This is a genomic window from Pseudarthrobacter sulfonivorans, from assembly GCF_024391045.1.
GTDB classification, from domain to species: Bacteria; Actinomycetota; Actinomycetes; order Actinomycetales; family Micrococcaceae; genus Arthrobacter; species Arthrobacter sulfonivorans_B.
The window spans coordinates 1-13934 of sequence record NZ_JANFCZ010000016.1; the positions used below are offsets into that span (position 1 = coordinate 1).

The window sequence follows — 13934 nt, forward strand, 5'->3', positions numbered from 1 at the left end:
GGCGGCGGCTTTTGCGGCGGCGACTTCGGTGGAGGCGACTCCGGCAGTTTCTAGCCCCAAGAGGCTGGTCGTCGGGGCTTCCTCCGGCGACGGACATCAGCGGTACAACAACTGTTCACTGAATTCAGTGGCCACCATTGAGCAGGACGAAAGGTAACAACCATGGTTAAGCAGTCCATTTTCGGCCGCATCGCGCAGCTCGCAAAGGCGAACATCAACTCCTTGCTGGACAACGCCGAGGATCCGCAGAAGATGCTGGACCAGATGGTCCGGGACTACACGAACAACATCGCCGAGGCTGAGTCGGCAGTTGCCCAGACCATCGGAAACCTCCGGATGCTCGAGGACGATTACCGCGAGGACATCAAGAACGCGCAGGACTGGGGTAACAAGGCCCTGGCGGCCTCACGCAAGGCCGATGAGTACCGGGCCGGCGGCGACACCGCCGACGCCGAGAAGTTCGACAACCTCGCCAAAGTGGCGCTGCAGCGCCAGATGTCCGCCGAGAATGAGGCCAAGTCAGCGGAGCCCAGCATCTCCTCGCAGCGCGAAGTGGTGGACAAGCTCAAGACCGGGCTGGACCAGATGAAGGGCAAGCTCAACGAGCTGACCAGCAAGCGCAACGAACTGGTGGCCCGCTCCAAGACTGCCGCAGCGCAGTCCCAGGTGCACGACGCCATCAAGAGCATCGATTTCATGGATCCCACCAGCGAGGTCGGCCGCTTCGAAGAGAAGATCCGCCGCGAAGAGGCCAAGGTGCGCGGCCAGCAGGAACTTGCTGCGTCGAGCCTGGACGCCCAGTTCAACCAGCTCGAGGACCTCGGCGAGCAGACGGAGATCGAGGCCCGCCTCGCCGCCCTGAAGTCCGGTGGCGCCAAGCCGGCGCTCGGCGCGTCGGGTGCTTCAGTCCCGTCCGGGTCAACCGTTGACGAAGCTGATTTCGACAAGCTGTAGCCAGTAGACGCCGCCCCTTGGGCGGGTCCTGCAGGGGCCGGAGTTCGCGCTGAACTCCGGCCCCTGCTGTTTTGGCAGCCCGGCGGCGCTCTCCGCGGCGGCACGCTGAGGTGTGTAGCGTGGAAGGCATGGCCTCCCCCAGTGCATCCACCATCGTCTGGCTCCGTGATGACCTCCGGCTGGACGATAATCCCGCCCTGTTGCACGCCGTCGACATCGGCCGGCCGCTCACCGTGGTCTACATTCTCGATGAGGAATCACCGGGCGTCCGGCCCTTGGGCGGTGCGGTCAGATGGTGGCTGCACCACTCCCTGGTTTCGCTCGATGCGGCCCTGGCCAAAGCCGGGTCAACGCTGGTGCTCCGGCGGGGGCCGGCAGGCGACGTGATCCGCCGGCTGGCGAAGGAAACCGGAGCGCAGCACCTGTTATGGAACCGCCGCTATGGCGGGCCCGAGCGGGCCGTGGACGCAGGCATTAAGGCCTGGGCGGCGGAGAACGGCATCGAGGCCCAAAGTTTCCAGGCCAACCTGCTCCACGAGCCGTGGACCATCACCACCGGAAGCGGAGGTCCGTACAAGGTCTTCACGCCCTTCTGGCGCGCCTGCACGGCGGCCGGCGAACCCCGCACGCCTTTGGACGCACCGGGCCGCCTCCCCTCCCCCGGCAGCCATGCCGGAACAGGCCCGGGGCAGGTGGACAGTGACGCCCTGGCAGACTGGGCCCTGCTCCCTGTGTCGCCGGACTGGAGCGGCGGCCTGGCCCGGACCTGGCAACCCGGTGAGGCCGGGGCCCACAGCCGCCTGGACGATTTCCTGGCCGGTCCGCTGGAGGACTACGGCACCGGCCGGGACGTTCCCGGGGTGGAAGGCACCAGCAGGTTGTCCCCGCACCTGCGCTTCGGCGAAATCAGTCCGTTCCGGGTCTGGCACGAGATTCGCCTCCGGTATCCGCGTGAGGCAACGCCCGACGTCGGAATCTTCCGGTCCGAGCTTGGCTGGCGGGAATTCTGCTGGCAGCTTCTTTATGCCAACCCGCAGCTGGCCACCCGCAACTACCGCCCCGAGTTTGACCGTTTCGACTGGCAGGAACCCACCGCTGCGGAACTCGAGGCGTGGCAGCAGGGCAGCACAGGGTATCCGCTGGTGGACGCCGGGATGCGGCAGCTGTGGCAGACGGGCTGGATGCACAACAGGGTGCGGATGGCGGCGGCGTCGTTCCTGGTCAAGAACCTCCTTGCCGACTGGCGGCTTGGCGAGGCATGGTTCTGGGACACCCTCGTGGACGCCGATTCGGCCAGTAATCCGGCGAACTGGCAATGGGTGGCGGGCTCAGGAGCCGATGCCTCTCCCTATTTCAGGATCTTCAACCCCGTCACCCAGAGCAAGAAGTTCGATGCCGAAGGCCGGTACCTCCGTGAGTTTGTGCCGGAACTGGCCGGGCTGGACGGCAAAGCGATCCACGAACCTTGGAAAGACCATGACATGAAGGACTATCCGGCACCCATGGTGGGGCTCCCCGAGTCCCGCGAACGGGCGCTTGCCACCTATCAGAAGCTCAAGGACCAGCTGGACAGCTGAGGGACCTGCAGGCGGCGGAGGCGGGCCGTCAGCGGCTGACTTTGCCCATCAGGGAGGCAATGGGCCGCAGGAAGAGCGGACGCGCCAGGAACCACGCCGCAACCATCGCGGCGACCGACGCAACGAAGACCCAGAAACCGAACCAGCCGGCGTCGTCACTGCCACCGTACATGTGGTTCAGGTTCCGCAGGGCACCCGTAGCAAGAACCAGGAAGACGTGCACCACAATGAAGGCCACGAAATAGATCATGACCGGGAAGTGGATGGCGCGGGCCAGTTCCATGGGGTAGGCCTTGTTGAGGCCCGCTGCCTTCTTGGGCCAGGCGGAAGACGTCCGGATACCGGAAATGAAGGCAAGCGGCGCGGCGATGAACACGGTGGTGAAGTAAGCCAGCAGCTGCAGCGCGTTGTAGTTGACCCAGCCGTCCTCCGTGGGCCAGTTGAGCGAGGCGTACTGCAGTGCCGCCGAGAGCGCGTTGGGAATGACATCCCAGCTGGTGGGGACAATCCGCATCCACTGGCCCGAGGCGAACAGCAGGATCACGAACACCACACCGTTCAGGACCCAGAGCGCGTCCAGGGTCAGGTGCAGCCACAGCTCCAAGGTGATCTTGGTGGGCGCGTTCCTGGTCTTGAGCAGGCCCTTGTTGTTGCGCGTCCAGTGCCCGCTGGGGCGGGTGGTGGTCCGTACCTGCCAGCCTGTCCTGATGATCAGCAGCAGGAAGAAACCGTTCAGGAAGTGCTGCCAGGCCAGCCAGGCCGGAAAGCCCACAGGCGCACCGTCAGGGAGCTCCGAGCGACCCGGGTAGTCCGCGAGGAACGAGGCCACCGCAGGGAGCCCCGTCATCCACTTGGCAAGCAGCACCACCAGCACCAGCGCAACAAGAACAGCCGGGACACCCCAGTAGAGCCTGGACCGCTTGCCCGTCCCGGAGGCAGGCTTCTTCGTGGGTGTGGACATCGAAAAACATTCCTCTCGAGAATGACTGACCAGCGCTCAAACGGCTCTGCGAACGAGAATACTAGGAACCACCACTAATCGGGCAAAAAAAGACCCCGGCCGGCGTAACTCCCGGTCGGGGTCTTTCATATGGTTGCGGGGACAGGATTTGAACCTGTGACCTCTGGGTTATGAGCCCAGCGAGCTACCGAACTGCTCCACCCCGCGTCGCAAGATCAACTCTACCCTACTTTGGAGCAGAGAATTACCACCGTGCCCACGCCCCCTGCGACTGCGCTAAACGAGTCTGTTAAACAGGAAAGTCCGGATCCTGTTTCCAGAATCCGGACTTTCCGCCAGTTGCGGGGACAGGATTTGAACCTGTGACCTCTGGGTTATGAGCCCAGCGAGCTACCGAACTGCTCCACCCCGCGTCGCAAGATCAACTCTACCGTTCGGTGAACGGGAGGCCAAATCCTGGTGGCGTGATGTGTGTCTCGCTGGGCCGCCGTTACTTACTTGGTGACGGCGAGGGCGTGGCTGACGGTGTGGCTTCCGGCGCCGGGGTAGGTGCCGGCACCGGAATCTTCCCCTCGGCGTCGAGCGCCTTCTGCAGTGCGGCTGCCAGCTTCTTCTGTTCTTCCCCGTAGGCGGCAAAGTCGCCGCCGGCCAAGGCTGCCTGGCCTGCCTTGATGGCGGCGTTCGCTGCATCCAGGGCGTCCTTGAGATCAGCTTGGGCGCCAGCGCTGGCAGGAGGAGTCTCTCCCGGCGTCGGGGGCGTCTGACCCGTGTTGGCGGAGTCACCGGCAGCCGCACCGGAGTCGCCGCCGAAGAGCTGCTTCAGCGCGCCGTCGAGCGTTGGCGCGAAGCCCACCTTGTCACCGAAGGCCACCAGCACGCGCTGCAGCGTCGGGTACGACGTCTCGCCTGTGGACTTCAGGTAAACAGGCTGCACGTACAGGATGCCGCCACCGACGGGCAACGTCAGCAGGTTGCCGTTGAGGACTTCCGACGCACCCTGGCGCAGGAGGTTCAACGCCTGGGACACGGTGGGGTCCGAGTTGAACTTGTTCTGCGCCTGACCCGGCCCGGGGACCTGGATCTCCGGCGGAATCTGGAGCAGCCTGAGCTTGCCGTAGCTGTCGGCCTTCACGCCCTTCTGGTTACCGGCGTCAGAGTCGGCCGCGAGGAAGCCGTACAGGACGTTCCGGGCTGTGTTGTTCACGATCTGCGGAATGTAGGAGGACGTCAGCTGGAATGCTGGTTCCTTCTGGTCGGGCATCTGCAGCGACATGTAGAACGGTGGCTGCTTCACATCCGTGGACACGGTGGGATCGTTGGGAACGCTCCAGACGTCCTTGGACTGGTAGAAGCTGCCCGGATCGGTGACGTGGTAGCGGCCCAGGAGTTCACGCTGGACCTTGAAGAGGTCCTCAGGGTAACGGACGTGGCTCATGACATCGCCGGACATCTCCGAATACGGCTTCAGGGACGTGGGATAAACCTTCTGCCATGCCTTCAGGACCGGGTCCTGGTCATCCCACGCGTACAGGGTCACCGAACCGTCGTAGGCGTCGACGGTGGCTTTGACGGAGTTCCTGATGTAGTTCACGGAGCTGTTGGGCAGCGCCACCGACCGCCCCGCGGAGGTCTGCGAGTCTGCAGTCGCCGCCGAGAGCTGTTCCTGCTGCGAGTACGGGTAGTACTGGCTGGTGGTGTATCCGTCCACGATCCACTTGACCCGGCCGTCCACAACAGCAGGGTAGGCGTTGCCGTCAACGGTCAGGTAGGGCGCAACCTTTTCGACACGATCCCGGGGGTTGCGGTCATAGAGGATCTGGGACTCGGCATTGACGCCATCGGACAACAGCAGGTCCGAGGACTGGAACTTGATCGAGTAGAGGATCTTGTTGAAGAAACTGCCCACATTCGGGCCGCCGTTGCCTTCGAAGGTGTACTGGTTGTCTGCCTCGCCTTCCTTGCCCGAGGGCCTGTCCTGCTCGCGGGGGGTGGCGCCGGCGGGCGCACCAACAATGGAGTACTCCGGGGAATTTTCGCCGAAGTAGATCCGCGGCTGGTAGGTCGAGTCGTCGCCGAGCACACCGGTGGACGGAATGCCGGACTGGAGGAACTCGGGCTTGCCGTCAACGGTGAACTTGTTTCCCTTGGCTGCGACCACGCCATAACCGTGGGTATAGACGACGTGCTGGTTGAGCCAGCCCTGCTGGTTTGTGGCGACGTTGACCGGGTTCAGCTCGCGTACTGCAATCACCGTGTCCTGGATCTTGCCGTTCACCTCGTAGCGGTCAACATTCAGCGATGCGGGGAACTGGTAGTACGGCCGGTACTGTTCCAGCTGGGCAAACGCATCAGAGATCAGGTTGGGGTCCAGGAGTCTGATGTTGGCGGTGGTCTGAGCGTCCGGGGCAAGCGCTCCGGCATTGGGCGTGTTCGTCGCGTTGTAGCGGTCCACCTGGATCTGGTCCAGGCCGTACGCAGCCCGGGTCATCTTGATGTTCCGGTCGATGTAGTCCTTTTCCAGCGTCTGCTCGGAAGGCCGGACCTGGAATTGCTGGATGACCCACGGGTACACGCCGCCGGCGAGGATCGAGGTGATGACCAGCATGGCGGTCCCGATGACGGGCAGTCGCCAGCGGCCGATGATGGCGGCGACGATGAAAAGGATGGCCACCAGTACGGCAGCGACGGCGAGGATGGCCTTGGTGGGAATGACGGCATTGACATCGGTGTACAGGGCGCCGGCCCAGCGACCGCCGTTACTCTGGAGCGCAGAGTAACGGTCCAGCCAGAAATTGGCGCCGAGCAGGATCAGGAAGCTCGCACCCGTAACGGCGAGATGGATTTGCGCCGCCCTGCTGGTGAACACGCCGCGTTCCATCAGGCGGATGCTGCCATAGAGGTAGTGGGTGAGGATTCCGGCGATGCCGGCCACCACCACCACGCTGATGAGGAAGCCCGTGATGAAGCCCAGGAACGGCAACGTCATCACGTAGAAGCTGATGTCCAGGTTGAAGAGCGGGTCTGTCTGGCCGAACGGCACCTGGTTGAAGAAGAGCAGCACCTTCTGCCACTGACTTGCGGCCGCGCTGCCGGCGAAGAGGCCAAAAAGGATGGGAAGGCCCACCATCACGACCCGGCGGACCGGTTCAAGCTGTGCCTGGTACCGGTTGAGGTTGTCACGCATCTCGGAGTCCGGCGCGTACACGGGCCTGGCCCGGTACGCGATCCGGATGGCAAAAAAGACCGCCGCGAACATCAGCGCGAAGCCGACAAGGAAGATCAGGATCCGGGAGAGGTTCTCGGTGAGGAACACTTCGAAGTAACCGAGCTGCCGGTACCACAGGACATCAGTCCACACATTGGCGAAGAAGATGAAGCCCACTACTACCAGGGCAACGACTATCAGGGTGGGTGTCAGGGCCCCGCGTCGTGATGGGGGTCTTCCGGGCGGGATGGGGCTGCTGGGACGGGACAAACTCGGTACCTCATAGCTAATCGTCAGATTTACATTAGGAGAGCGCGTGCGGTTGACGTCCGGCACCGGTCAAGCGTGTGGCGCCGTCCGTCATATCTGCCACGAGTGGCGGTAAAGCTTAGTTCCTGGCCTCAGTCTAGTTGTTGGCGCAGGACGGAAGGCCGGCCGTGTCCTGGCCGGATCCGGCGAGCTCCACGGCGGATCGTGCCTGGTCAAGGTTCTGTACCTTCACCACCTGCATTCCTGCCGGCACGTTGCCCGTTACCTCATCGCAGTTATCGGCCGGGGCAAGGAACAGCGTGGCTCCGCCCGCGCGCGCCCCCAGCATCTTCTGCCGGATCCCGCCGATGGGACCCACACTCCCGTCGGGAGAGATGGTTCCGGTACCGGCGATGTGTTTGCCGCCGGTCATGTCGCCCGGCGTGAGGGTGTCGATGATCCCCAGCGAGAACATCAGCCCGGCGCTGGGACCGCCCACCTTGTCCAGCGAAATCTTCACATCGAAGGGAAACGAAAAGAGCGATTTCAGCATGATTCCGAGGATGTAACGGCCGGACCCGTTGTCCTTGGGGGTGATGGTCTGGGTGACGGATTGCCCTCCCCGCTGCACCACGAGAGTTACGGGAGCGCCCTTGCCTGCGGCAAGTTCGTCCTGCACTACGGCCAGGGACGTGATGGGCTTTCCGTTGATGGTTTCGAAGATGTCATCGTTCTCGATCTTGCCGGCCGACGGCGACCCGGAGGAGAGCCCGGCGGCCTGCAGTTGCTGGCCAAAGGGAATGTTGAGCTCCTTGAGTGCCGACGCGACGGCGTTCTCCTGGGAGGTGGTCATGGCCACGGAGCTTTGTTCTTCCGCCTGCTCCTTGGTGGTACCGGTGGGGTAGATCTGCTCCTGCGGGTACACCGACTTGGACCCGTCCAGCCACGCTCCCAGGGCACCAAAGATGCTGACCGGGCTGGTGGGGCCGCCTTCGACATAAACAGTGGTCAGGTCCAGGTTGCCTTTCGCCGGGTAGGTCTCGTGTCCCGTGACGGTGATGACGGGGGTGTCTCCGGACCTGTCGAGCGTGTTGAACGTGGGGCCTGCCCTTTCCACTACATAGGGCACCGGAATGGTGGCAGCCGCTATCCCCAGCCCCACAGCCAATGCTCCGGAGAGCATCATGACGGACACCCGCTTGTCCCCCTGCCCCGGGGGCCGGGGGGCAAAATGCCCGGCAGGGGCGACGCTGCCTGAATGCCCTCCCGGAGGATCCGAGGGCACGTTAGCGCCGACGTCGGGCTTGCGGGTGTGGTCCTCGTGTGGGTGTTCGCCACGGGTTGTAGTCACTGAAACAACACTACGCGGTGGCGCCTGCCTGCCCGCTCTTTGCCTAGAGCGAACGACCACCCCGTCCGGCAGACAGCCGCCCCGGCCCGGGGTACCGTGAAGTGAACGCTCAAACTGACGATCGGCGGGACCATGACCTCCAACCCACTCAATCCGTCCGATGGCGATGACACGCCAAAGGATCCATTGACCGAGATGCTGCAGAACCTGATGGGCGGCAAGGGTATGGAAAACTTCGACCCCGCCGAACTGGCGAAAGCTGCCGGCCTGCCGGATGACCCCAACCTGCTGGCCCAGATGTTCTCCCAGGTCCAGGCCATGATGAGCGCCCCCTCGGAAGGGCCTGTCAACTGGCAGCTCGCCCACGAAAATGCGCGGCGCGTCGCAGCCGGCAGCGCGGACCCGTCCGTCACGTCCCAGCAAAGCCGGGAAGTGGACGAAGCCTTGCGCCTTGCCGAACTCTGGCTCGATCCGGTCACGGACCTTCCTGCCACGGGCCTGATCGGCCGGGCCTGGTCCCGGGCCGAGTGGGTGGAAGCCACGCTCGGGACATGGAAGCGGCTGACCGAACCCGTCGCCAACAGCATCGCGAACGCCCTCTCCAGTGCCATGACCGAACAAATGCCCGAAGAGATGAAGTCCATGATGGGCGGGGCATCGTCCATGCTGCAGAACATGGGCGGAGCAATATTCGGGATGCAGCTGGGCCAGGCCATCGGCGCCCTCTCGGCCGACGTCGTCAGTTCAACGGATATCGGCGTGCCGCTGGCGGACCTCGAAATGGCCCTCCTGCCGGCCAATGTTGCGTCCTTCGGCGAAGGGCTTGGCCTGCCTGCGAACGACATCCGCTTGTTCCTCGCCGTGCGCGAAGCGGCCCACGCACGCCTGTTTGTCCAGGTGCCCTGGCTGCGTGGCCACCTGCTCGGCGCCATCGAGGCCTACGCCCGCGGCATCCACATTGACACCTCCCGCATCGAGGAACTGGCCCGGGACCTGGATCCCAGCAACCCCGAAGGGATCCAGGAAGCACTGTCCCAGGGCGTCTTTATGCCGCAGCGGACACCTGCCCAGGAGCAGGCACTCGAAAAACTGGAAACTGCGCTTGCCCTCGTCGAAGGCTGGGTGGACGAGCTCACGGCTTCCGCCACCGAGAAGATGCTGCCCTCCGCTGCCGCCCTCCGTGAGACGGTCCGGCGGCGCCGAGCCACCGGCGGTCCGGCCGAACATGCCTTCGCTTCCCTGGTGGGGCTGGAGCTGCGCCCCCGCCGGCTGCGGGACGCAGCCACATTGTGGGCCGCCCTCAAGGAGGAACGCGGCATTGCCGGGCGCGACGCCATCTGGCAGCACCCGGACCTGCTTCCGACGGCAGAGGACCTCGATGACCCCAAGGGCTTCGGAGGCCGCCGCAAGCTGGCCGAAGCCAGCGACAGCGAAGTGGACGACGCGCTGCAGAAGCTCCTCAGCGGCGGCTTCGATGACGGCCCCCAGGACTCCACGGGTTCCGACGGCGCTGACGCGGGCTCCGCCGACGCGGGCTCCGGCGATAATGGCTCCGCTGACGCCGGTCCCGATGATGCCACCACGGGAGGCACCGGCGGGGAATCCGACGACGACGGTAAGGACCAGCCCAAAGAAGGCTAGGGCCTAGTCGGCGTCCCCGTGGCTGCCGCCGGTTCCGGCGGCAGCCACGGGGTTCCCGTCCGGCCCGGCTCCCCCGGCGCCCAGCCCCGGGAAGTGGCGAATGAGACGCCCTCCAGGAACGCCTTGGCGCGCAGGGTGTCCGGATAGGCTTCCAACAGCTTCCAGAACGCCGCGTTGTGGCCAGCCACGAGCAGGTGGGCGAGCTCGTGCAGCAGCACGTAGTCAACGACCCATTGCGGCATCGCCCGGAGCTTGTCGGAGAGCCGGATGGTTCCTTCCGAAGGCGTCGCCGAACCCCAGCGTGAGTTCTGGTTACTGACCCAGCGGACCGACGTCGGCACTGCCCTGCCACCGAAGTACTGGGCCGACAGGTGCGCGGCGTGGGCCGCCAGGGCAGCGTCCGTGGCAGGCTGCCTGCGTCCCTTGTCTGCGCGCCGCTCCCCCTGCCGGTGCAATTTCTCGAGCATCCGGTGGACCCATTCGGACTCCTGGGCGGCCGTAAAACGGGCCGGGATGGCCACCACAGCGGTTCCGTTTTCCCAGAAGGCGGCCACGGTCCGGGTGCGCCGGGCCGACCGCCGGACCTCCACCGGCGCCCCGTTGGCAGTTGTCAGGACTGCCTGCCGGCTGCGCTTGCCGGGCGTCACAGGACGGTGCTCTCGACAAGCACCCGCAGGACGTCTTCGCCGTAGCGCTCCAGCTTGGCCGGACCCACGCCGGCCAAGGCAGCCAGTTCCTCCAATGAGGACGGCTTGGCCTCGGCGATGGCCGTCAGCGTCGCGTCTGTGAAGACCACGAAAGCCGGGACTTCGGCGGCCAGAGCGATCTCCTTGCGCCACTGCCGCAATGCCTCAAAGGTCTGTTCCTGGTAGCTGGGCGGGCAGTCGTTGCAGCGGCCCACCTTGCGTTCTGCGCCGCTGGCCAGCATGCTCCCGCAGACCCTGCAGGTAGCGGGGGCTGCAGCTTTGCGGCGGGCGGCAGGCCCCTTGCCGCGCGCAGTAGAGCTGGCTACCGAGTTGGGCCGTAGCCCGTCAAGGAAGCGTGAAGGTTTCCGGTTGGCCCGGCCGCCTGGTGTCCGCGCCGTGGACCACGACAGGGCGAGGTGCTCGCGCGCCCGGGTGATTCCCACGTACAGGAGTCGCCGCTCCTCATCCACGGCCTCGGGAGTGTCGGCGAAGGAGATGGGCATCAGGCCTTCGCTGAGGCCGACGAGGAAGACAGCGTCCCACTCCAGGCCCTTCGCGGCATGCAGGGAAGCAAGGGTCACGCCCTGGACGGTGGGGGCGTGCTGCGCCAGGGACCGTTCCTGGAGTTCGTTGACAAAGTCCGCCAGCCCGAAGTGCTCGCCCCTGACCTGGGCCAGTTCGTCGGCAAGCGCGACCAGCGCCGCCAGGGATTCCCAGCGTTCGCGGAGGGCGCCGCCGTTGTGGGGCGGGGCTTCCGTGTAGCCGAGGGACGCCACAATGTCGCGGACCAGCTGGCCCACCGGTTCAGGCGTGGCTGATTCGGCCACAGCGCGGGTGGCGGCGCGCAACTGCAGGATGGCGTCGCGCACTTCCTTACGGGCGAAGAACCTCTCACCGCCCCGGAGCTGGTAGCCGATACCGGCGGCCGCGAGGGCCTGTTCATAGGCTTCGGACTGCCCGTTGGTGCGGAAAAGGACGGCGATCTGGCTGGCGGGTGTGCCGGCGTCGAGCAGTTCCCGGATCTTGACCGCCGCTGTGGCAGCTTCGGCTTCATCGTCCGAGCATTCGGTGAACTGGGGCACCGGCCCGGCCGGGCGCTGGGCCACGAGCTGGAGCGGGGTTGCCCAGGCCGCGTCGGCGGCGGGGCCTCCGCTTCGCCGGCCTGCCAGGAGGTCGTTGGCCAGTTTCACCACCTGCGGCGTGGACCGGTAGTCGCGGATCAGCTTCACCACATTGGCCTCAGGGTACTGGGCCTTGAACCCCAGCAGGTGCTTGGGGGAAGCGCCGGTGAAGGAGTAAATGGTCTGGCTGGCATCGCCCACCACGCACAGCTCATCCCGGCCGCCGAGCCACAGCTCCAGGAGGCGCTGCTGCAGCGGGGAAACGTCCTGGTATTCATCCACAACAAAATGGCGGTACTGCTCACGGACGGTGGCGGCAACCTTCTGGTCCTCCTGCAGGATGCCGACCGTGATCAGCAGGACGTCCTCGAAGTCGATGACGTTGCGGTCCGTCTTGACGTCTTCGTAGGACTGGAAAACCCGGGCGACGGCGGTCAGGTCAAACCCGCCGGGCGTTCCCCGGCCCTGAGCGTTCTCCAGGTAGTTGGCCGGAGTCAGCATGGAAACCTTGGCCCACTCGATCTCCGAGGCGAGGTCACGGATGGAAGCGCGGTCCGTGCTCAGCCTGAGGCGCCGGGATGCTTCGGCGATCATCTGGGCTTTGTGGTCCAGCAGGTTGGGCAGTGTGCCGCCCACAGCCTGGGGCCAGAAAAACTGCAGCTGCCTCAGGGCGGCGGCGTGGAACGTGCGGGCCTGCACGTTGCCTACACCCAGGTCCCGGAGCCGGCTGCGCATCTCCGCCGCGGCCCTGGCAGTAAACGTGACGGCCAGAAGCCGCTGCGGACTGTAGACACCGGAGTGCACGCCATAGGCGATCCGGTGGGTAATGGCACGGGTCTTTCCGGTCCCCGCGCCGGCCAGGACGCACAACGGGCCGTTCAGGGTACTGGCGACCTCCCGCTGCTCGGCATCGAGTCCCCCGAGGATGCGTTCCTCGAGGGACTGTGCACTGTCAAAATTCTCTGTGGTCACTTCTGCTGCTCTGTCGTTGGGACTGCCAATGTTGGGACTGCCGTGCGGGACTGCGGTGCGGGACGCCTACTCTGCCGGCGGCGGGCAAGGCATGCCTCCCTGTCAGGGTGGTCAGGTGTCGGCGCGGTCCATGATCCGGCCGCCATACCAATGTTCGATCAGGGAGCGGGCGATGGACAGCCGGCTGGATATGGTGATCTCTCCGGCGAGCACGGCAGCCTGCAGTTCTGCCCGGCTGAACCAGCGTGCCCTGGTGACCTCCACGCCGTCGGGCGTTGCCACGGTGTCCTCGGTGATGGCGGAGAACCCAAGCATCAGGGAGGCCGGGAACGGCCAGGACTGTGAGCCCAGGTACTGGCAACGGGTGATCTTGACGCCCACTTCCTCGTGGATTTCCCGAATCACGGCCTGCTCGAGGGATTCGCCGGGCTCCACGAATCCGGCAAGCGTGGAGTAATTCTTGGCGTCCAGAGGGCCGCCGCCGCCCAGGAGGAGGCGCCCGTCGGGTCCCATCACCGTCACGATGATGGCGGGGTCCGTCCGGGGGTAGTGCTCGGAGTTGTCCTCCGGGCAGCGGCGCACCCAGCCACCGGACTCCACCACCGTGGGGACACCGCAGCGGGGGCAGTGCGTGTGGGTGGCGTGCCAGTTGGCGATGGCGCTGGCTTCAACAAACAACGCTGTGTCTGTGGGGTTCAGGACTGCGGCGATGTCCCGGAATCCGGCCCACTCGGCGTCCGAGGGAATTCCTGCTGCGCCCGGCTCCACGGTCCCGGGCAGGATGATCAGGACAATTTCCGTGCCGGCGGGCAGATCCGACTCCGGCACCGCGGCGCCGAGGTAAATGACGTGGTCGGCGGCGGTCCCCAGCTCCCGGAGCCGTTCCAGCAGTCCGTGTGCCGCCGGCATGAACAGCTGGTTGGACTGTATTAGGGCCTGCCGTCCGGCCAAGACGAGCGCGAGCGTTTCCTTATTGGCCAGCAGGTCCTCGACCATGCCCGGGCGGGCGCGTTCAACGGAGCCGCGGTCCACCGCCGCCGGCCGCACCGGCAATACAGTGTCGAACAGGTGGTTGGCCGGCAGCCGGGCTGCCTGCGCCTGTTCGGACTGCGCTTGGTCGGACTGCGCCTGTTCGGACTGTGCTTGGTAGGCCGGTGTAGCGGACTCCGCGTAACTCATGCTTCCACCGTACTGACTCGGACCGACAATTTACATTT

Annotated in this window: 9 protein-coding genes and 2 tRNA genes; 3 read left to right on the forward strand and 8 right to left on the reverse strand. The window is 65.4% G+C overall.

The genetic code is table 11. The features are described 5' to 3' along the window. Window positions 1–162: 162 nt before the first annotated feature. Window positions 163–954 carry a PspA/IM30 family protein gene (locus NQJ30_RS11645; protein WP_255770085.1) on the forward strand — a complete coding sequence of 264 codons (792 nt, stop codon included), beginning with the start codon at window positions 163–165 and terminating at the stop codon, window positions 952–954. A 128-nt stretch (window positions 955–1082) separates the two neighbouring features. Then, window positions 1083–2531, forward strand: coding sequence for a cryptochrome/photolyase family protein (locus NQJ30_RS11650; protein ID WP_255770086.1), 1449 nt, complete (start codon window positions 1083–1085; stop codon window positions 2529–2531). A 28-nt stretch (window positions 2532–2559) separates the two neighbouring features. Here the strand turns inward: NQJ30_RS11650 and NQJ30_RS11655 are convergent, their stop codons facing one another. The 5 genes from NQJ30_RS11655 to NQJ30_RS11675 form a co-directional block, all read right to left on the reverse strand. Continuing rightward, a complete protein-coding gene (locus tag NQJ30_RS11655; RefSeq protein ID WP_255770087.1) occupies window positions 2560–3492 on the reverse strand; it encodes a cytochrome b/b6 domain-containing protein in 933 nt (310 codons plus the stop codon). Window positions 3493–3622: 130 nt separating this feature from the next. After that, window positions 3623–3699: transfer RNA gene (locus NQJ30_RS11660), tRNA-Met, on the reverse strand. A gap of 132 nt (window positions 3700–3831) precedes the next feature. After that, window positions 3832–3905, reverse strand: a tRNA-Met gene (locus NQJ30_RS11665). Between the two features lie 77 nt (window positions 3906–3982). Then, window positions 3983–6967, reverse strand: a complete 2985-nt coding sequence (locus tag NQJ30_RS11670) for a UPF0182 family membrane protein (protein WP_255770088.1) — start codon at window positions 6965–6967, stop codon at window positions 3983–3985. 136 nt (window positions 6968–7103) lie between these two features. Beyond that, window positions 7104–8297: a YlbL family protein gene (locus tag NQJ30_RS11675; RefSeq protein WP_374113253.1), complete on the reverse strand. Its 1194-nt coding sequence runs from the start codon at window positions 8295–8297 to the stop codon at window positions 7104–7106. 132 nt (window positions 8298–8429) lie between these two features. Between NQJ30_RS11675 and NQJ30_RS11680 the strand changes: the two genes are divergently transcribed. After that, window positions 8430–9938 (forward strand): zinc-dependent metalloprotease, encoded by a 1509-nt coding sequence (locus tag NQJ30_RS11680; RefSeq protein ID WP_255770089.1) that lies wholly within the window; start codon window positions 8430–8432, stop codon window positions 9936–9938. On the opposite strand, the gene NQJ30_RS19055 is transcribed toward NQJ30_RS11680, so the two are convergent. The 3 genes from NQJ30_RS19055 to nudC all read right to left on the reverse strand — a co-directional run bounded on the left by NQJ30_RS19055 (window position 9935) and on the right by nudC (window position 13896). Then, entirely contained in the window at window positions 9935–10585 is a 651-nt protein-coding gene (locus NQJ30_RS19055; protein ID WP_308215211.1) for a M48 metallopeptidase family protein, read from the reverse strand. The genes NQJ30_RS11680 and NQJ30_RS19055 overlap by 4 nt on opposite strands. After that, window positions 10582–12717 (reverse strand): ATP-dependent DNA helicase UvrD2, encoded by a 2136-nt coding sequence (locus NQJ30_RS11695; RefSeq protein WP_255770090.1) that lies wholly within the window; start codon window positions 12715–12717, stop codon window positions 10582–10584. The genes NQJ30_RS19055 and NQJ30_RS11695 overlap by 4 nt, the downstream gene beginning before the upstream one ends. Before the next feature lie 111 nt (window positions 12718–12828). After that, a complete protein-coding gene (gene nudC / locus NQJ30_RS11700) occupies window positions 12829–13896 on the reverse strand; it encodes an NAD(+) diphosphatase (RefSeq protein ID WP_255770091.1) in 1068 nt (355 codons plus the stop codon). Window positions 13897–13934 lie beyond the last annotated feature (38 nt).

Coding starts and splice junctions, on each gene's coding strand:
- nudC (WP_255770091.1), bottom strand. CDS start 13,896: ATGAGTTACGCGGAGTCCGCTACACCGGCCTACCAAGCACAGTCCGAA.
- NQJ30_RS11680 (WP_255770089.1), top strand. CDS start 8,430: ATGACCTCCAACCCACTCAATCCGTCCGATGGCGATGACACGCCAAAG.
- NQJ30_RS11655 (WP_255770087.1), bottom strand. CDS start 3,492: ATGTCCACACCCACGAAGAAGCCTGCCTCCGGGACGGGCAAGCGGTCC.
- NQJ30_RS11645 (WP_255770085.1), top strand. CDS start 163: ATGGTTAAGCAGTCCATTTTCGGCCGCATCGCGCAGCTCGCAAAGGCG.
- NQJ30_RS11650 (WP_255770086.1), top strand. CDS start 1,083: ATGGCCTCCCCCAGTGCATCCACCATCGTCTGGCTCCGTGATGACCTC.